We start from the raw sequence: 19,003 nt of genomic DNA on the forward strand, positions 1-19,003 counted from the left end.
GACGTGCGCATCACCGAGACCAGCGACCTGTGGTGGAAGACCGCGGTCGTCTACTGCCTGGACGTGCAGACGTACATGGACTGGGACGGCGACGGCATGGGCGACCTGCAGGGCCTCGCCGAGCGGATCGACTACCTGGCCGACCTCGGCGTCACCTGCCTGTGGCTGATGCCCTTCTTCCCGACCACCGACCGCGACGACGGCTACGACATCACCGACTACTACGCCGTGGACCCGCGGCTGGGCACGTTCGGGGACTTCGTCGAGGTCGTCCGCACCGCCCGCGACCGCGGCATGCGGGTGATCATCGACCTGGTCCTCAACCACACCTCGGACAAGCACCCGTGGTTCCGCGCGGCCCGGCGCAGCCACACGTCGCCGTACCGCGACTTCTACGTCTGGCGCACCGAGGAGCCGCCGGACACCTCGGCCCAGGTCGTCTTCCCCGACAAGGAGGACAGCCTGTGGCAGTACGACGACTCCGCCGGCGCCTGGTACTTCCACCGCTTCTACCGCACCCAGCCCGACCTCAACATCACCAACAGCCGGGTGCGCGACGAGATGCTCAAGATCATGGGCTTCTGGCTCGAGCTGGGCATCTCGGGCTTCCGCGTCGACGCCGTGCCGTTCCTCATCGACCCCGAGGGCGTGGATGCCGAGACCAAGCGCGCGTTCGGTGACCCCCACGACCACCTACGCGAGCTGCGGTCCTTCCTGGAGCGGCGCGTGGGCGATGCGGCCCTGCTGGGCGAGGTGAACCTGCCCTACCCCGACCAGCGCGCGTTCTTCGGCGGTGACGACGCCGACGAGCTGACCATGCAGTTCGACTTCATCGCGATGCAGAACCTCTACCTGTCGCTGGCGCGCCAGGACGCCCGTCCGCTGGTCCGCGCGCTGAAGCGAAGGCCACGGACCGCTCGCGAGTCGCAGTGGGGGACGTTCGTCCGCAACCACGACGAGCTCACCCTGGACAAGCTGAGCGACCAGGAGCGGGAGGAGGTCTTCGCCGCCTTCGGCTCCGAGCCGAGCATGCAGCTCTACGGCCGCGGGCTGCGGCGCCGGCTGCCGCCGATGCTGGACGGCGACCCGCGCCGGCTGCGACTCGTCTACAGCCTGCTGTTCTCGCTGCCCGGCACGCCGGTGCTGTTCTACGGCGAGGAGCTCGGCATGGGGGAGAACCTCGACATCCCCGGCCGGCTCGCCGTCCGCACCCCCATGCAGTGGAGCAACACCCGCAACGGCGGGTTCTCCGACGCCGCGCCCTCACGGCTGCGACGTCCGCTGACCGAGGGCGGCTACGGTCCGGCGTACGTCAACGCCGCGGACCAGCGCACCGACCCGGACTCCCTGCTCCAGTTCATGCGCCTGCTCATCCGGCGCTACCGCGAGTCGCCGGAGCTCGGCTGGTCGACGTTCCAGCCCCTCGACCAGCCGCACCGAGACGTCCTGGTGCACCTGTGCGAGGTCGACGAACGGCGTCTGGTGGCCGTGCACAACCTGGCCAACGAGGGCCGCACGGTGCCCTTCACCGTGGAGGGGTGTGCCGAAGGAACGGTCCTCACCGACCTGCTCGAGGACGGCTGGTCGACGCGAGCAGGACGGGGTGGAGGCGTCGAGCTGTCGCTGGAGCCGTACGGCTCGCGCTGGCTGCGCGTGCTGGTCGAGGGCGATCGGCGCCTTCCGTAGGACGGGCCGGACGATGGCGCCGACACGACCGTCGTCACCGAACACGCGACCCGCCCGCCCTGCGGTGTGATGATGTGCCGGTGGACGGCGTGACGGGCCAGGACTGGGTGGATCCTGGCTTTCTCGAGTCCGTCGCCGACCCCGTGGTCGTGGTCGATCCACAGGGCGTGCTCGTGTTCGTCAACGAGGCGGCCAGGCGGCTCATCGGCCTCCGGCACGACCGCCCGTTGGGCATGCCGGCCGCCGAGGTCTTCGTCGAGGCGGCCGAGCGGGAAGCCTTCGAGGAAGTACTCCGATGGGTGCTCGGCGGGACGGCCTGGCAGGGCCCGATGGCCGTCGTGGGCCGCGACGGCCACCCCGTCGACGCCGAGGTCAGCTGCTCGGTCATGCGGCGAGGCGACGAGGTCGTCGGACTGGTGTGCCTCTTCACCCACCTCGGCGACACGCACAGCCGCGACCACACGGCCCGGAAGCTGGCCAAGCGACTCACCGCCCTCGCCAAGGTGGCGGCGGAGCTCGCCGTGGCCGAGGACCTGGAGACGGTCGCCGAGGTGGTCACGTTCGAGGCCGCCCAGGCGGTCGGTGCCACCGTGGGTTCACTGTCCCTGCTCGTCGACCCGGACACCCTGGAGCTGGTCGGGTTGCACGGCGGACGAGAGGGGGCGGCGGCTCGGTGGAGGCGGTTCTCGGTGCACGCCAACACCCCCGCAGGCGACGTCGCCCGGTCCGGTGAGCGACTGGTCCTCATCGGCCGCGACGCGATCGAAGCGAGGTACCCCGACCTGGAACGAGCGGCCGAGGGAGAGCGCAGCATGCTGCTGCTGCCCTTGCGCATGACCGGCCGCACGACCGGGGTGATGTCGTGGTCCTTCCCTGGACGGCGTCGTCTGGACGACGCCGAGATGGAGTTCTACGGCGTGCTCGCGGACTCGTGTGCCCAGGCGGTGGAGCGCATCCGAGCCCAGCAGGCGTCGGCGGAACAAGAGGCTCGGGTGCGGTTCCTGGCGGACGCGACCAGCAAGCTCGCGGAGAGCCTGGACTACCAGAGGACCCTCGCGGAAGTCGCGCGGATGGCCGTCCCGGCCTTCGCCGACTGGTGCGCGATCGACCTGGTCGACGATGCGCGCCTGCGCCGGCTCGCCGTCGAGCACGTCGACCCCGAGAAGGTGGCCATGGCCCTCGAGGTCGAGCGCCGGTTCCCGGCCGGACCGGAGGAAGGAGGCGCGTGGGCGGTCATCCGGAGCGGCGAACCGCTCCTGCTGCCCGAGGTGACGGACGAGATGATCGCGCCGGCCGCCCGGAGCGACGAGCACCTGCGCCTGCTGCTGGAGCTCCAGCTGCGCAGCGTCGTCATGACCCCGCTGATCGCGCGCGGGACGGTGCTGGGGGTGATGACCTGGGTGATGGCCGAGTCCGGACGCCACTACCAGCAGCTCGACCTCGACTTCGCCACGGACCTGGCCCGCCGCGCGGCCATCGCCATCGACAACAGCCAGCTCCACACCGACACGCTCGAGGCGGCCACCCGGCTGCAGGCCGCGGTCCTGCCGCAGCTGCCCGGCTCGGTGTCCGGGTGGGAGATCGCCTCCCACTACAGCCCGTCGGGGCGCACCGAGGTCGGCGGTGACTTCTTCGACGTCGTGCCTCTCGACGGCGATCGCGTCGTGGTCTTCGTCGGTGACGTGATGGGCCGTGGTGTCCGAGCCGCTGCGGCGATGGCCCAGATGCGCTCGGCCGTCCGCGCGTACGTCGCCGACGACCCCACGCCCCATGTCGTCTTCGCCAAGCTCGACCGGCTGTTCGCCTTCTACGACCTCGACCAGCTCGTCACCATGGTGTACCTCCTCGCCGAGGGGCAGTCGGTCCAGGTGATGGTCGCCGGCCATCCACCCCCGGTCCTGCTCCGCCAGGACTCCGGAGCCGAGCAGGTTGCGACCGTCCCGGGACGCCCGTTCGGAGCGGAGCCCGTCGAGCGTGTCGCCACGACCTTCGAGCTCGCCGACGGCGACGTCATCGTGGCGTTCACGGACGGCTTGATCGAGCGCCGTGGCGAAGCCATCGACGTCGGGGAGCGGCGCCTGCTCGAGGCGTTGACGGCACGGCGCGACTGCCGGCTGGCCGAGCTGCTCGCCAAGGTGGTCGCCGACGTCCAGGACATCACCCGCGACGACGACGTGGCAGCACTGGCCCTCCGACGCAGCGGCCACCATGGGTGACGGCGCCGTGCAGCCACGCCGGACCGTGACTCGCCGGCTGGCCCGGGACCAGGCCGCCATCGTCGACGCGCGACGGATGGTGGTCGAGCAGCTCCGGGACTGGGGCATCGCCGAGGAGCTCATCGACGAGATCGCCCTGACCGCCCACGAGCTCGTCGCCAACGCCTTCGTCCACGCCGTCCCCCCGGTCGACCTACGCATCATCCACGCCGGCTCGGAGCTCATCGTCGAGGTGGATGACCGGTCCCCGGATCGCCCGCAACGGCGATACTCGGCGCCGGACGCCGAGCACGGGCGTGGCCTCCAGGTCGTCGAGGCGCTGGCCACCCAGTGGGGGTCACGTCTCCACCCGACGACCAAGACCGTCTGGTCATCGCACGACATCCCCACCGAGTGAGGGCACACATGGGTCTGGCTGTCAGTACTGAGCGACATGGGGACGCCACCGTGGTCCGGCTCGAGGGCGAGTTCGACCTGTACGCGAGCGCCGAGGTGCGGCAGGCCGCCGATCCCGTCCTCGAGGACGGGGACCACCTGCTGGTCGACCTGACCGGGGTGACCTTCCTCGACTCGAGCGGACTCGGCACGCTCGTCGGGCTGCAGAAGCGCGCCAAGCTCGCGGATGCCCGGATGACCCTGTGCGGGCTGTCGCCCCGGCTGTACAAGATCTTCGACGTCACGGCTCTGCGCGCTGCCTTCACGTTCCTCCCGGAGGTGCCCGCGCTGGAGGAGCGGGAGCCCGGGGGAGGCGCGCCTACTTCCTGACCTGGACCGTGGTCGTGACTCTTGCGCGGCGCACCGTGGGACCGCCCCTGTAGACGACCTTGACCTGGTGCTCGCCCTTGCCGAAGTCGAGGAAGCGGGCGACGACGGTGCCGGCAGTGATCGGCACCGTACGACGAGGGCGCTTGTCGATCTTGACGAGGAGGTCGCCGGGCAGCGGGCCCACGACCCCGGGTGCGGTGCCGGTCACCGTGACCCGGATCCGGCCGCGTCTCGCCCAGGCCCGGACCTGGAGCAGGGCCTGGGTCTCCACGGGAGCGGTGGGGTCGAGGAACTGGCTTGCGGCGACGTACCCGGTGCGCTGGAGGTCGACGCGCACCGAGATCTGCTGACCGAGGTCCTCGGGGGCCACGACGCGGCTGCTCAGCGAGGGGTCGTCGCCGGTCGGCACGCCGTTGCGCATCCAGGTGTAGGTGACGGTGGCGTCGGGCGGTGAGAAGACGCCCGGCGTCACGGTCAGCGTCGCGCCCACGAGCGGGTCGCCGGCCATGGCGAACGGCGTGGTGATGGTGACGGGCGGCGTCTGCGCGGCCTGGATCCGCTCCGCGACCTGGCGACGTATCTCGCCCAGCTGGTCGTAGAGCAGCTGCCCCGGACAGGCCGTGTCGTTGGTGTCGCGATGCCCGTCGATGACGGGCAGCACCACCACCTCGTGCGCGGCGAACCGGTCGCTGCCCTCGGAGGTCACCGCGATGCTCCCCAGGGCGTCCCGCCCGTACATCGACAGCTTCCAGGCGGCGAGCTGCACCACCGCCGTCAGCGTCTCGGTGCTCGGGGCGACCGCCTCGTAGTTGCCGATGACCGCGATGCCCGTCGAGGTCGCGTTGAAGCCCAGCGTGTGGGCACCCCTCACCGGCCTGGCCGCGCCGCCCGCCCGTCCCACCCATGCGCGCCCGAACCGGTCGACGAGGAAGTTGTAGGCGATGTCGGACCAGCCCAACGAGTGGGTGTGGTAGCGGTAGATGCCCCGGAGCAGGGCGGGCACGTCGTCCTCGGCGTAGTCGTTGCTGTTGGCGGTGTGGTGGACGTGCACCTGCTCGATGGTGGTGTCGTAGCGCGGTCCGCCGTTGCGCCACGACTCGTCGGCGCCCCACACCGCGCGCCCCGACATCGCCGGCCGTGCGACGACCGTCATCGCAGCATCGGTACGGCGGAGCGGGTCGGCCGACAGCGCATCGGTGTCGCGTCGGCGGGGGTGCAGGAGCACGAGGGTGAGCCCGGCCGGCCGGTGGCCGTGGGCCTTGATGCGCACCCCGTCGGCGGGTCCGATCCACAGCAGCTGGGTCCCGGAGCGGCCGTGCCACTCCGGGTCGTCCTCGTCGGGGAGGTCGTGCAGCACCGGGACCGTCCGCCATGCCGACCACGTGCCGTCTCGGCGGGAGCTGACCTCCAAGCTCGGCGCCTCGGCGTCGCGGGGCCAGACGAACCCCACCATCGAGTGCGTCGTCGTCGGCAGTCGGGCCGACAGCCACCGGCCGTGGCCCACCTTCGGCAGCAAGTCGTCGCCCAGGGTCACCTCGAGGGCGGCCACGTCCGACCCCCCGTCGGCGCTCAGCTGGAGTCGGGGGAGGCCGGTGAAGTCCCCGCCGGCCGGACGGTCACCGGAGAGCAGGCCGGTCCGCGCCGCCACCGCCACGCCACCGACGCCCGCCGCTCCCGCCACAAGGGCCCGGAGCAGCGCGCGGCGTCGTGGCAGCTGGTCCGGCATCCGTCCAGAGTGCGGCAGACGACCGTCCGCACGTGGACGACCCGCCGGGCGGGTCGTGCCTCCCCGCGTGTTCGCCCTGGACGAACACCGGGCGGCTCCGGAACACGTCGACGGACCGGGGGGTTGAGCGCACATGACTCAAGTCTCCGAAGGGGAGGGCAACGTGTCCCACGAGAGCCTCCCCGTCCTGTTCGTCGCCGACGTGGTCGTGCTGCCGGGCATGGTGGTCCCGCTCGAGCTCGACGAGTCGTCACGGGCCGCCATCGACGCGGCCCGCGCGAGCAGTGAGGGCCGGCTCCTGATCGCCCCGCGCCTGGAGGACCGCTACGCGTCGTACGGCGTGATCGCGTCCGTGGAGCGGGTCGGCCGCTTCAGCGGCGGGAGTCCCGCAGCAGTTCTCAGGGCCGAGCGTCGCGGCCGCATCGGGACCGGTGTCTCAGGGCCGGGGGCAGCCTTGTGGGTCGAGGTCGAGCCCGTCGACGACCACGTCAGCGACCGCGCCCGTGAGCTCGCCGAGGAGTACAAGCGGTTGGTGGTCGCGGTGCTGCAGCGACGCGAGGCCTGGCAGGTCATCGACTCGGTCCACCAGATGACCGATCCCAGCGCGATCGCCGACGCCGCCGGGTACGCGCCGTACCTGTCCATCGATCGCAAGCGGGAGCTCCTCGAGAACCCGGACGTCGAGTCGCGTCTCGAGGCCCTGATCGGCTGGACGCGGGACCACCTGGCCGAGGCCGAGCTCACCGACAAGATCGGTGAGGACGTCCGCGAGGGCATGGAGAAGAGCCAGCGGGAGTTCCTGCTGCGCCAGCAGCTCGCCGCGATCCGCAAGGAGCTCGGGGAGGGCGAGCCCGACGGAGCCGACGACTACCGCAGCCGGGTGGAGGCGGCCGACGTCCCGGACGCCGTGCGCGAGGCCCTGACCCGTGAGGTCGACAAGCTGGAGCGCTCCAGCGACCAGAGCCCGGAGACCGCCTGGATCCGGACCTGGCTCGACACCGTGCTCGAGCTGCCCTGGAGCGTCAGGACCGAGGACTCCACCGACGTGCTGGCCGCCCGCGCCGTGCTCGACGCGGATCACCACGGCCTCGACGAGGTCAAGGAGCGGATCGTCGAGTACCTCGCCGTCCGGAGCCGCCGCGCCGAGCGCGGGCTCCAGGTCGTCGGTGGCCGTGGCTCCGGTGCCGTGATCCTGCTCGCGGGTCCGCCGGGAGTCGGCAAGACGTCGCTGGGTGAGTCGGTCGCGCGCACGCTCGGCCGGACGTTCGTCCGCGTCGCCCTGGGCGGCGTCCGCGACGAGGCCGAGATCCGTGGCCACCGCCGCACGTACGTCGGTGCGCTCCCCGGCCGGATCGTGCGGGCGATCAAGGAGGCCGGCTCGATGAACCCGGTCGTCCTGCTCGACGAGGTCGACAAGGTGGGCTCGGACTACCGGGGCGACCCCGCTGCGGCGCTGCTCGAGGTGCTCGACCCGGCACAGAACCACACGTTCCGCGACCACTACCTCGAGCTCGACCTGGACCTGTCGGACGTCCTCTTCATCGCCACCGCCAACGTGGTCGAGCAGATCCCGTCCGCACTCCTGGACCGGATGGAGCTGGTCACCCTCGACGGCTACACCGAGGACGACAAGGTCGCCATCGCCCGCGACTTCCTGCTGCCCCGGCAGCTCGAGCGCGCCGCGCTGACCGCCGACGAGGTCACGATCACCGACGCGGCGCTGCGCCAGATGGCCGCCGACTACACGCGCGAGGCCGGCGTACGACAGATGGAGCGCCTCCTCGCGAAGGCGCTGCGCAAGGCCGCCACCCGTCTGGCGACCGGTGCGGAGCGGGTCGACATCGACCTCGCCGACCTGAAGGATCTGGTCGGACGGCCGCGGTTCACGCCGGAGGCCCATGAGCGCACCTCGGTGCCCGGGGTTGCCACCGGGCTCGCCGTCACAGGACTCGGCGGTGACGTGCTCTTCGTCGAGGCGTCCGCGCACGACGGTCCGGCCGGCCTGACCCTGACCGGACAGCTCGGCGACGTGATGAAGGAGTCCGCGCAGATCGCGCTCACCTTCGTCCGCAGCCACGCGGCCGATCTCGGGGTCGACCCGGCTCTCCTGGACCGGGCGATCCACGTGCACGTGCCCGCAGGGGCGACACCGAAGGACGGCCCGTCCGCGGGTATCACCATGGTGACCGCACTGGCCTCACTCGCCAGCGGCCGTCCGGTGCGTTCGGAGGTCGGGATGACCGGCGAGGTCACCCTCAACGGCCGCGTGCTGCCGATCGGCGGGCTGAAGCAGAAGCTGCTCGCTGCCCAGCGCAACGGCCTGACCGAGGTGTTCGTCCCGCAGCGCAACGAGCCGGACCTCGACGACGTACCGGCGGACGTCCTGGAGGCGCTGACCGTGCACCTGGTGGGCGACGTCCTGGACGTCGTGCGGGGAGCACTGGCGCAGGAGGACGTGGCGACCGCCGCGGCCTGACTCGCCCGGCCTGACTCTCACGGGCTGGCTCTACGCTGCGCTCATGGTGCACCTGCTCCTGGTGGAGGACGACGAGGCCATCCGGCGCAGCCTCTCGCGCGGCCTGGTCGAGCAGGGCGCCACGGTGTCGACGGCCGGCACGGCGGTGGAGGCGATCCAGGCGTTGGCCGTGGAGAAGCCGGACGCCGTGGTGCTGGACCTGGGTCTGCCGGACCTGGACGGCGCCGACGTCCTGGCGCTGATCCGGGCGCAGAGTGACCTGCCGGTGCTCATCGCGACCGCGCGGGACGGTGACCGCGAGATGGTGCGTCTGTTGGACGCCGGGGCGGACGACTACCTGGTGAAGCCCTTCTCCGCGGCCCAGGCGATGGCACGTGTCCGGGCGGTCCTGCGGCGGGTGGCGGGGGAGGAGCCGGAGCAGGGCCGCGAGGTCGTCGTCGGAGGCTTGGTCGTGGACGTGGTGGCGCGCACCGTGACGCTCGACGGGCGGGAGCTGGAGCTGAACCGCAAGGAGTTCGACCTGTTGCTGGCTCTGGCGTCCCGGGCCGGGCAGGTCGTCTCCAAGCGCCAGCTGTTGGCGGAGGTGTGGCAGCAGCCCTGGGGTGGAGCCGACCGGACCGTGGACGTCCACCTGTCGTGGCTGCGCCGCAAGCTGGGGGAGACGGCGGCCGAGCCCCGGTACCTGCACAGTGTGAGGGGAGTGGGCGTGAAGCTCGTCGACCCCCGGGCGGACGCCGCCGAGTCGTGACCCTGCGCGCTCGTGTCCTGAGCCTGGCCGTCGGGGCGGCGACGGTGGTGCTGGTGCTGTTCGCCGTTCCCCTGTGGCTGCTGGAGCAGCGTGCCGCCTCCTCAGACCTGGAGGACGCGGCGACCGTGGCGGCCCGCGGGGTCGCCGACTACGTCTCGGCCGGTGGCAGCGGGAGCTCGCTGCGGGCCTACGTCGAGCGGGTCGATGGCCGCGAGGACGTGGTACAGGTCGCGGTCGTGGACAGCGCAGGCACGACGTACGGCCCGGACCTCCCGGGAGCGAGCGCGAACGCGAAGCAGCCGCTGCCGGGTGGCCGCGAGTCGGACGGTGACCGCGACCAGGACGGGTTCCTGCCGACGTCCGGGGTCGACGTGGACCGGGTGGCCGGGGGACGCCTGGTGCGCATCGGCGTCACGACCGACGACGGTCCGGCCGTCGTGCTCGCCTACGCCGCCGATGACGAGGTCACCGCCGTGGTGACCCGTCGCCTGCTCCCGCTGGGCGCGGCGGCGCTGCTGGTGCTGCTGCTGGTCGGCGCGGCGGCCGAGTTCGTCTCGCGGCGCCTGGTCCGCGACCTCGACCGGACCGCCGACCTCGCCGACACCATCGCCGAGGGCGATGCCATCACGCGCATCCCGGAGACAGGACCGCCCGAGGTACGTCGCCTGGCCGGCGCCTTGAACGAGCTGGCCGGCCGCATCGACGAGCTGCTCGCCGCGGAGCGGGAGACGGTGGCGGACATGTCGCACCGGCTCCGTACGCCGCTGATGGCCCTGCGCCTGGACGTCGAGGCGCTGCCACCGGGTGAGGTCGCGGTCGAGCTCGAGCAGCACGTGACGACGCTCGAGCGCACCCTGACCGCCGTCATCGACCAGGCACGCCGCTCGCAGCGCGAGGGCATGCGGGCGGTGTGCCTGCCGTCGCCGGTCGTCGCGGCCGCAGTCGAGTTCTGGAGGCCCCTGGTCGAGGACCAGGGCCGGTCGATGGCCGTCGACGTGGTCCAGGACCTGCCGCAGGTGCACTGCGCCGGTGACGACCTCCGCGCGGCCGTGGACGCGCTCGTCGAGAACTGCATCGCCCACACGCCCGACGGCACTCCGGTCGAGGTCCGTGCGCTCCTCGGCGGCACCGGCGCGGCACGACGGGTCGTGGTCGAGGTCCGCGACCGCGGACCCGGGCTGCCGACCGGAGCCCTGCGGCGCGGCCGGAGCGACCGAGGCTCCAGCGGCCTCGGTCTCGACATCGCGCGCGGTTGCGCCCGATCGTCCGGTGGCGACCTGGTCGTGGAGCCCGAGCAGGTCGGCGAGGACACCTGGACCGTCGTCCGACTCGAGCTCGGGCTGGCGGGACAGGCGGCACACAGGCGCATTTGACCCGGATTTGAGGTGCGGTTGGGGGAGGTTTGAGTCGGGCGGAGCGACTCTCGTCCCATGAACTCCCGCACCGGCATCCTCGCCCGGGCCCGGATGGCCACCCTCGGTCTGGTCGTCGCGGCCGCCTCGGCCACCGGCGCCCTCACCGTGGCCGCGTCCCAGGCGACCGGGGCGGCCCAGGGCACGGTCGTGAACGGCGCGACGACCACGACGAGCGGCTCGGGTTCCCACACCAGCACCGGGCGCGGCAACGGCGCCGGCGGCGGCAGCGGCTCGTCCCAATCCCAGTCCCAGTCCCAGTCCCAGTCCCAGGCGCAGTCCCAGCCGGTAGCGGGGAGTCATTCGTCATGAGCTCGGTGCAGTGGCGGGACTGGTCGTGCACGGTGCGTGTGGTGCTGGCCGACGGCCGGGACCCGCACGAGGCCCCGGCGAGCGACACCGCCGACCGTGTGCACGTCGTCGTCCGCGACCTGATGCGCGCGGTCGAGCTCTCGGTGAGCCGCTTCCGCGAGGACTCCGACGTGTCCCGCGTCAACGACCGCCCCGGCGTGCTGGTCCCCGTCCGTCCGATGACCGTCTCCCTGGTCGAGCTGGCCCTGAGCGCCGCGTCCGCGACGTCGGGGGCGTGCGACCCGACGGTCGGCCTCCACGTGCGCGCGGCCGGGTACGACGACGACATCGGCCAGGTCCGGCGCCGAGACCCCGCCGCCGTCCTCCCGTCGCTCCAGGTCCGCCGGGCGGACTGGACCGAGGTCCGGGTGGACCCCGAGCTCGGCCGGGTCGGCGTACCGTCCGGCCTCGCCCTCGACCTGGGGGCAACGGCCAAGGCCTGGACGGCCGACGAGGCCGCCGCCCGCTTGGTCGCCGCGACGGGGTACCCGGCGCTCGTGGCCCTGGGCGGGGACCTTGCGGTTGCCGGCGACGGCCCGTCGTGGCCGGTGCTGGTGAGCGAGCACGAGGGCCGGCCCGGCCAGGTTGTCACGGTGACGTCCGGCGGTCTGGCCACCTCCTCCACGGCCGGCCGGCGCTGGCTGACGAGTGCGGGGGAGCAGCACCACCTGATCGACCCGGCGACCGGGCGACCCGCCCGAGGCCCGGTCCGCACCGCGTCGGTGCAGGCCGACTCCTGCCTGCGGGCCAATGCCCTAGCCAGCGCCGCGATCGTCTGGGGTGCCGACGCCCAGGAGCGGCTCACCGGGTCGACGAGCCGGCTCGTCTTGACCGACGGCACCGTCCTCACGACCGGCGCCTGGACCGAGGACGTGGCGGCATGACGCTGTGGTTCCTGGCCCGCGCCGCCGGCTTCGTGGCCCTGATCACCGCCACGGTGACCGTGTCGCTGGGTGCGCTCGGTGCCGCCGCCCGGCCGACGGGTGGCCGCGTGGACGCTGCCCACCTCGACCGTCGCGTGCTGGCCCAGCTCGTCCATCGTTCCGCCGCTGTCCTGACGCTGGCCATGCTCGCGCTGCACGGCGTGCTCCTGGTGGTCGACCACTACGTCGCGGTCTCCTGGGCCGGCGCCCTCGTCCCGTTCACCGCGGGGTACCGCGCGGTCGCTCTCGGCCTGGGCACCCTGGGGCTGTACGGGTTCCTGGTCGCGGCGGGCACCGGTGCACTGCGCGGTCGACTGGTCGCGCCCAGCCCGCGCGCTGCCCGCATGTGGCGCGGGGTGCACCTGTCGGCGTACGCCGCCTGGTTCCTCGCCATGGGCCACGGCATCCTCGCCGGCACCGACACCGGTCAGCGGTGGGCACTCGCCCTGTACGTCGGGTGCGCGGGTGCGGTCACCGCCGCCGCAGCGACGCGGTGGCTGGCGGTGCTGCGGCACCGACGTTCCCCGTTGCCTCAGGCACGTCGCTGGGCCACCCCGCCGACGGGAGCGTGGCGATGACCACGACGCCGTTGCGAGGTGCAGGAACCCATGTCGACACCTGGCCGCCCGTCTGGGTGCTGGGCGCCGCCCACGTGCTCGCGGGCACGTCCGGCGGCCGGCTGGACCTGTCCGCGCACCGCGAGACCCACGGACTGCCTCGTCGTCGCGACCGCGACGAGCTGGTCCGGGACGCTCAGGCCGTGCGGCTCGTGGGTCGCGGCGGGGCCGCCTTCCCCGTGGCCACGAAGCTGGCCGGCGTCCCGGTCGGCAGCCGCACCCACGTCCTGGTCAACGGCAGCGAGGGCGAGCCCGCGAGCCACAAGGACCGAACCCTGATGCGGCTCGCCCCGCACCTCGTCCTCGACGGCGCCCTCGCCGTGGCGCGGGCCTTGGAGACCAGGCGGGTGACGGTCGCGGTCGGGGACGCCGCGTCGTACTGGTCCCTGCGCAACGCCCTGGACGAGCGGCCCGACGGCGACGGGGTGCGTGTCGCGTCGCACCGGCACGGGTTCGTCGGGGGCGAGATCCGGGCGGTGGCCCGGGCGATGTCGGGAGACGTGGCCCGGCCACCGGGCCGGCGTGTCCTTCCCACCGTGCACGGTGTCGACGGCCGGCCGACGTTCGCCTCCAACGTCGAGACGTTCGCCCAGCTCGCCGTCCTGCTCGGGCGCGGCGTGGACGCCTTCGCCTCGGTCGGGGACCCGGACGAGCCCGGGACCACGCTGCTGACGCTGATCGGCGACGTCGATCACCCAGGAGTGGTGGAGGTGCCCACCGGGTTGCCGCTCTCGGCCGTCGTCGGTGAGCGGGTCGGCCCGCTGCTGGTCGGGGGGTACCACGGCACCTGGATCGCCGGACCCGGCGACCTCGTGCTGAGCCGGCCGGCCCTCCGCACGGCCGGAGCCCCGCTCAACGCCGGCGTGCTGGCCCGCCTGCCCCACGACACCTGCGCACTGGGCGAGGTCGCGGCCGTGAGCCGCTGGCTGGCCGGCGAGTCGGCGGCACAGTGCGGCCCGTGCTTCTTCGGGCTGCCCTCGATGGCCGACTCCGTCGGCCGCCTGTGCGCGGGGGAGGACGTGCGCTCCGACATCGCGCGCCGCGTGGGTCTCCTGCCCGGACGAGGTGCCTGTGCCCACCCCGACGGATCCGCCGCCTTCGTCCGCTCCGCCCTGGCGGCCATGCCCGACGAGGTGGACGCCCACCTCCGCAACCGCGGCTGTGGCCGACCGGTCAGGCGCGCCCTCCCGGTCGGGGTGAGGGCGGCATGAGGCTGGAGATCGACTGGACCCGGTGTGACGGTCACGGACTGTGCGCCCGGCTGCTCCCCGAGCGCATCGGTCTGGACGACGCCGGCTTCCCGGTCCTGGGCGACCGGATGGTGGAAGGCGACGACCTCACCCACGCACGGCGGGCCGTGAGCGCCTGCCCACGCCTGGCCCTCAGGCTCGAGCGCGCCCCGACACCCGCACCCCGCTGAAACGACCGCACCCGGACGAAAGGGATCAACCAACGTGTTCGACCTCATCAACGGCCTCCCCGTGCACGCCCTCGTGGTGCACGCCGTCGTCGTGCTCCTGCCCCTCGCCTGCCTGGGCACCCTGGCGATCGCCGTGAAACCGGCCTGGCGCCGGCGGTACGGCGTGCTCGTGGTGGCGTGCGCGGCCGCGGCCACGGTGCTCATCCCGGTGGCGACCTCCAGCGGCGAGGCCCTCGAGCACCGCGTCGGCAACCCCGGCGAGCACGCCGAGCTGGGTGACCAGCTGATCTGGTTCGCGATCCCCCTCCTCGTCACGTGTGCGGCGCTCGTGTGGCTGGACCGACGCGCGCGTGCGTCCGGGCACGACTCGGCCGACCGCGTGGACACGCCCGCCGATCCGAAGCGAAGGACGTTGACGATGGCGGTCGCCGTCCTCGCCGCCGTCGCGTCGCTGGCCACCTCGGTGCAGGTCTACCGGGTCGGTGACTCCGGCGCCCGCGCCGCATGGGGCAACCGGGTGTCGGCCGGGTCCTGAGCCCACGGCCGCCCGCCTGTCGTCTCAGCAGGCCCACATCTCGTGGCCGTCGACCAGCGTCCGGGTCACCGCGAAGTCGTCGTCGAGCACGATGACGTCCGCGGCTGTCCTCGGGCGCAGGGTGGCCAGGTCCTCGCGCCCGATCAGCCGTGCCGGCGTCGTCGTCGCGGCGCGCACGGCCTCGGTCCACGGGATCCCGATGCCGATCAGGTTGCGGACGGCCTTGTCCATCGAGAGGACGCTGCCGGCCAGGGTTCCGTCGGGCAGACGGGCGGCGTCCTTCGAGACGATGATCGTGCGGTCGCCCAGCCGGAACTCACCCGTCGACCTCGGCGCCGCTGCGATGGCGTCGGTGACGACGGCGAGCCGTCCGCGAGCCGCCCGCCACGCGAGCAGCACGGACTCCCGCGACAGGTGGACGAGGTCGGGGATCAGCTCCACGGTCACGTCCTCGCGGGTCATGGCCACGGCCGAGATCCCGGGATCGCGCGAGCCGAACCGTCGCTGCGCGTTGTGCAGGTGGGTGACGGAGCGGGCCCCCGCGTCGAAGGCCTCGTGGGCAGTGGCGGCGTCGGCGTCGGTGTGGCCGATGGAGACGAGCACGTCGTGCTCGAGCAGCCACCGGAGCAGGTCGAGGCCACCGGGCAGCTCGGGCGCCATCGTCATCGTCGTCACGACGCCGCCGGCGCACAGCCGCTCCGCCACGGCGAGGTCGGGAGCGATGATCCAGCGCTCGTCGTGGGCGCCCTTGAACGTCGGCGAGATGAACGGCCCCTCCAGGTGCGCGCCGAGGACCCTGCAGCGCACCTGTGGCTGGGCCTTGGCGACGACGTCGATCGCGTCGACCAGGTCCTCCACGGGGGAGGTGACCAGGGTCGGCTGGAACGCCGTGACCCCGGTCGACAGCAGCACGTCACCGGCGTGCCGGTAGCCGTCCACGTCGGCGGCGAGGAAGTCCACGTCACCGAAGCCGTTGACCTGCAGGTCGACGTACCCGGGTACGGCGACACCGGTGCGGCCGGCCGGCGACACCCCGACCGAGGTGATCAGGCCCTCCTCGATCTCGACGTCACCGTGGACGACCTCGCCGTCGACGAGTGCGGATGAGACTCCCAACCTGGTCATGACAGCCCCTTCATGAGGTCACAGCAGAGGCACCTGCTGCCGGTAGTGCTTGAACAGGTCCGCGTTCCGCTCGGCTCCGCCGGCGACGTTGGAGGAGGTGAAGATCGGCAGCTGGACGCCCTTGTCGGCGGCCAGGTCGGCCAGCCGCACCAGCAGCAGGTTCCAGATGTAGATCCCGCAGAGGGACGAGAGCCCAGCGGTGGTCGCGCCGTCCGCGGTCGGGTACGCCGCGTCGCCGTACGGCACGAGGGTGTCGATGACGAAGTCGGCGACGGCGTCGATCTTGTGGTCACCGCGCAGCGGGGCCTGGGTGAGGTGCGGCATCGAGACCACGGCGACGACGGGCGTGCCGTTGGTGTGCAGCTCGTCGGCCAGCTCCACGGGGACGGCGTTGACGCCGGAGTTGGAGAACACGAAGGCGAGGTCCGAGGGCGTGGGGTGGTAGCGGTCGACGAGGATCCGGGCGAACCCGGACGTCTTCTCGGCCAGGGAGCTGTCCTCACCGCCGTGCAGCGGGAGCAGTCCCGGGTGGTACAGCGGCTGCACGCAGGCGAGCCCACCCGCCCGGTAGAAGGACTCGAGCATCAGCGAGATCGAGTGACCGGTGCCGCCGACGTAGATGAGCCCGTCGGAGGAGATGACGTCGAGCATCTTGGCCGCGACGCGGTCCAGGACCTCCTCGTTCGTCTCGGCCACCCGGGCCAGGTGGGAACGCATGTGCTCAGCGAACTGGCGTGCGGACATCTTCGATCACCTCGTTCAGGACAGCCACGGCGTCGCCGTTCGACGTCGCGGCACGGAGCTTGTCGCCGAGGCCGTCCGCGAGCCGGTGCGCCAGCGCGGACAGCATGCCGGCGTGCGCGTCGTGGTCAGGGGAGGCGAAGGCGAGGACGACGTCGACCGGGTCGTTGGCGGCGTGGCCGAACCGGACGGGGACGGCGAGGGTGACGGCCGTCAGCGCGACCGCGCGCGCCCCGTCCTCCGGACGCGCGTGTGCGAGAGCGACGCCGGGAAGGGCCACGATGTACGGGCCCTGGTCACGCACGATCTGCACGCACCGGTCGGCGTACGCGGGCGTCGCCGCGCCCGTGTCGACCAGCAGCTGGGCCGCCGCATGGACTGCGTCGGCCCAGTCGCCGGCCGTGACGTGCACCCGAGCCCCGACGGTGGGAGGAGTCTGCGCGTCCCCCCATCCCGCCGAGCTCAGGCCGGCCAGGATCTTCTCCCGCATCTCGACCTTGTCGATGAAGTTGTCGACGGTGACCACGATGGGGACGCGGCCGTCGACGAACTCACTGGTGTGCATGCTCTGGCCGATCAGCATGTCGGCCGGCATGCCGCGTGCTGACGAGACGTCCGTGGCCAGGACGTGGGCGCGGAGACCCAGGGCCTTGAAGACCTCCTCGGCGGTCATCCGCATGATCAGGGACGTTCCCATCCCTACGCCGCAGACGGTGATGACCTCGAGGTCCTCGTCCACGCCCTTGCGTCCTGGCATCGGACTCACCTTCCTCGTCAGACGTGGTGCAGCTCACGCTGCTCGGACGGAGCGGCTGCGACGGGCTTCTGCCCCTTGAACCGCTTGTACAGCGAGTAGCCGCCGTACGCGACCGCCAGGCAGAGCAGCCAGCCGAACACCGTCACGAACCCCTGGTAGCCGTCGGCGAAGCCGAACGGGTGCCGGACGAAGAGGATCGCCCAGTTCACGATGTACCAGTCGGGGTCGGCGAGGGTCGCCATCTGCGGCCCGGTGTTGGTGAGCAGGTGCCAGGTGATCGCCTGTCCGAACCCGAGGAACAGGCCGTTGGCCGCGCCACCCGCGACAGCGCCCGGCCAGCCTCCGTGCTTGTTGCCGAAGACACCGGCCGCGCCGCCAGGGAAGAACAGCATGATCATCGGCGGCACGAGCACGAACCCGCCGAACCAACCCAGAGCGGGGAACAGCCACATCAGCACCAGGAAGACAGCGGTGCTCGACAGGAAGCCGATCATCACCGCGGTGGGCGAGTACGGGAACACCGTCGGGCAGTCCAGAGCCGGCCGCGTACCCGGGATCAGCTTGTCGCTGATTCCCTTGAACGCCGGGACGATCTCGGCGAGGAACATCCGCACGCCGAACAGCAGGATCGCGATACCGGCGGCGAACCGCAGCGCGGACACGATGGCCCACACCCACGGGTTCATGGTCGCGCTGTACGTGTCGGCCTGGGCGTTGTAGACCGCAGGGTCCGCGAACGCCATCGACACCAGCATGATCGCCATGATCACGACGGCCGTGCTGACGTTGACGTCCTTGAAGAACGACAGCCAGCGAGGCATCTTCAGCTTCTCGGTGTCCTGCTTCTCGGGGTCACCGATCTTCTCGCCGATCGCCGCGCCGATGTAGGCCGCGGAGGCGCTCGTGTGTCCGTAGCCCCAGTCCTGGGACCCGATGACACGCTCCATCTTCTTCTGCATCACGATGGGCTGGATCGTCCAGTACGTGGCGACGATCGCCGACCCGATCAGGATCATCGTCCACTTGCCCATGCTTCCCCAGCCGGCCGTCAGCGAGGCCGTGACGACCACGCTCATCCAGAACATGAGGTGACCGGTCAGGTAGACGAACTTGAGCTTCAGCACGCGGACGAGAAGCAGGTGCATCAGGAACGCGACGGTGATGACCATCGCGATGACGGACCCCTTGTCGGCCATGAACTCGTCGAGGGTCACCCCTGATGTCGGGGGTTCCTTGCCGAAGGCACTCGCGGTGATCGCCTGGAAGGCGCTGAGGCCCCCGACGAACACCCCGATGCCGATGAACATCGCGTAGACGCCGACCGTCGCCCGGATGGCGCCCGAGAGAATCTCCTCGAACCGCTTCTTCTGCAGAAGCAGCCCCACCACGACGATGAGTCCGATCAGGATCGCGACCTCGTTGAACACGTTGTTGGCGATCCACTCCAAAGTCTTCTCAAATCCGTTCACAGACGCCACCTCCCAGCAACACGCAGAAGACTCCTA

18 protein-coding genes are annotated in these 19,003 nt (G+C 72.0%); 13 read left to right on the top strand and 5 right to left on the bottom strand.

The features are described 5' to 3' along the window. Window positions 1–3: 3 nt before the first annotated feature. The 4 genes from ISU07_RS21740 (at window position 4) to ISU07_RS21755 (ending at window position 4,667) form a co-directional block, all read left to right on the top strand. The gene (locus ISU07_RS21740; RefSeq protein ID WP_194708944.1) at window positions 4–1,686 is read left to right on the top strand and encodes an alpha-amylase family protein; all 1,683 of its coding nucleotides are present in this window, start codon (window positions 4–6) and stop codon (window positions 1,684–1,686) included. Window positions 1,687–1,766: 80 nt separating this feature from the next. Further along, on the top strand, window positions 1,767–3,902 hold the full coding sequence (locus ISU07_RS21745; RefSeq protein ID WP_194708945.1) for a SpoIIE family protein phosphatase: 2,136 nt from the start codon (window positions 1,767–1,769) through the stop codon (window positions 3,900–3,902). Next, window positions 3,895–4,299 (top strand): ATP-binding protein, encoded by a 405-nt coding sequence (locus ISU07_RS21750; RefSeq protein WP_194708946.1) that lies wholly within the window; start codon window positions 3,895–3,897, stop codon window positions 4,297–4,299. Before ISU07_RS21745 ends, ISU07_RS21750 begins: the two co-directional genes overlap by 8 nt. Before the next feature lie 8 nt (window positions 4,300–4,307). Next, window positions 4,308–4,667 (top strand): STAS domain-containing protein, encoded by a 360-nt coding sequence (locus ISU07_RS21755; protein ID WP_194708947.1) that lies wholly within the window; start codon window positions 4,308–4,310, stop codon window positions 4,665–4,667. Here the strand turns inward: ISU07_RS21755 and ISU07_RS21760 are convergent. Next, the gene (locus tag ISU07_RS21760) at window positions 4,657–6,393 is read right to left on the bottom strand and encodes a peptidoglycan recognition protein family protein (protein WP_194708948.1); all 1,737 of its coding nucleotides are present in this window, start codon (window positions 6,391–6,393) and stop codon (window positions 4,657–4,659) included. The two genes, ISU07_RS21755 and ISU07_RS21760, sit on opposite strands and share 11 nt — an antisense overlap. Before the next feature lie 163 nt (window positions 6,394–6,556). Here ISU07_RS21760 and lon point away from each other — a divergent pair, with 163 nt between their 5' ends. The 9 genes from lon to ISU07_RS21805 are packed head-to-tail and all read left to right on the top strand — an operon-like array spanning window position 6,557 to window position 14,875. Beyond that, window positions 6,557–8,869, top strand: a complete 2,313-nt coding sequence (lon, locus tag ISU07_RS21765; protein ID WP_323742754.1) for an endopeptidase La — start codon at window positions 6,557–6,559, stop codon at window positions 8,867–8,869. Between the two features lie 43 nt (window positions 8,870–8,912). After that, window positions 8,913–9,617: a response regulator transcription factor gene (locus tag ISU07_RS21770; RefSeq protein WP_194708950.1), complete on the top strand. Its 705-nt coding sequence runs from the start codon at window positions 8,913–8,915 to the stop codon at window positions 9,615–9,617. Next, window positions 9,614–10,990, top strand: coding sequence for a HAMP domain-containing sensor histidine kinase (locus ISU07_RS21775; RefSeq protein ID WP_194708951.1), 1,377 nt, complete (start codon window positions 9,614–9,616; stop codon window positions 10,988–10,990). The genes ISU07_RS21770 and ISU07_RS21775 overlap by 4 nt, the downstream gene beginning before the upstream one ends. Window positions 10,991–11,047: 57 nt before the next feature. Then, window positions 11,048–11,341 (top strand): hypothetical protein, encoded by a 294-nt coding sequence (locus tag ISU07_RS21780; RefSeq protein ID WP_194708952.1) that lies wholly within the window; start codon window positions 11,048–11,050, stop codon window positions 11,339–11,341. Next, entirely contained in the window at window positions 11,338–12,264 is a 927-nt protein-coding gene (locus tag ISU07_RS21785; protein WP_194708953.1) for an FAD:protein FMN transferase, read from the top strand. Before ISU07_RS21780 ends, ISU07_RS21785 begins: the two co-directional genes overlap by 4 nt. Further along, window positions 12,261–12,881, top strand: coding sequence for a ferric reductase (locus tag ISU07_RS21790; RefSeq protein WP_194708954.1), 621 nt, complete (start codon window positions 12,261–12,263; stop codon window positions 12,879–12,881). Before ISU07_RS21785 ends, ISU07_RS21790 begins: the two co-directional genes overlap by 4 nt. Next, window positions 12,878–14,131, top strand: a complete 1,254-nt coding sequence (locus ISU07_RS21795) for an NADH-ubiquinone oxidoreductase-F iron-sulfur binding region domain-containing protein (RefSeq protein ID WP_194708955.1) — start codon at window positions 12,878–12,880, stop codon at window positions 14,129–14,131. The genes ISU07_RS21790 and ISU07_RS21795 overlap by 4 nt, the downstream gene beginning before the upstream one ends. Then, window positions 14,128–14,340, top strand: coding sequence for a ferredoxin (locus ISU07_RS21800; protein ID WP_194708956.1), 213 nt, complete (start codon window positions 14,128–14,130; stop codon window positions 14,338–14,340). Before ISU07_RS21795 ends, ISU07_RS21800 begins: the two co-directional genes overlap by 4 nt. Before the next feature lie 34 nt (window positions 14,341–14,374). Further along, window positions 14,375–14,875 carry a DUF2231 domain-containing protein gene (locus tag ISU07_RS21805; protein WP_194708957.1) on the top strand — a complete coding sequence of 167 codons (501 nt, stop codon included), beginning with the start codon at window positions 14,375–14,377 and terminating at the stop codon, window positions 14,873–14,875. 24 nt (window positions 14,876–14,899) lie between these two features. Here ISU07_RS21805 and nagA read toward each other — a convergent pair whose 3' ends face one another. The 4 genes from nagA to ISU07_RS21825 are packed head-to-tail and all read right to left on the bottom strand — an operon-like array spanning window position 14,900 to window position 18,967. Next, window positions 14,900–16,000: an N-acetylglucosamine-6-phosphate deacetylase gene (gene nagA / locus ISU07_RS21810; RefSeq protein ID WP_194708958.1), complete on the bottom strand. Its 1,101-nt coding sequence runs from the start codon at window positions 15,998–16,000 to the stop codon at window positions 14,900–14,902. Between the two features lie 18 nt (window positions 16,001–16,018). Further along, window positions 16,019–16,717: a sugar isomerase domain-containing protein gene (locus ISU07_RS21815; RefSeq protein ID WP_194708959.1), complete on the bottom strand. Its 699-nt coding sequence runs from the start codon at window positions 16,715–16,717 to the stop codon at window positions 16,019–16,021. Between the two features lie 4 nt (window positions 16,718–16,721). After that, window positions 16,722–17,498, bottom strand: a complete 777-nt coding sequence (locus ISU07_RS21820; RefSeq protein WP_194708960.1) for a PTS sugar transporter subunit IIA — start codon at window positions 17,496–17,498, stop codon at window positions 16,722–16,724. Window positions 17,499–17,515: 17 nt separating this feature from the next. Then, window positions 17,516–18,967, bottom strand: a complete 1,452-nt coding sequence (locus ISU07_RS21825; protein ID WP_323742755.1) for a PTS ascorbate transporter subunit IIC — start codon at window positions 18,965–18,967, stop codon at window positions 17,516–17,518. Window positions 18,968–19,003: the final 36 nt, after the last annotated feature.

The organism is Nocardioides islandensis, assembly GCF_015352455.1.
In the GTDB taxonomy this organism is placed as follows: domain Bacteria; phylum Actinomycetota; class Actinomycetes; order Propionibacteriales; family Nocardioidaceae; genus Nocardioides; species Nocardioides islandensis.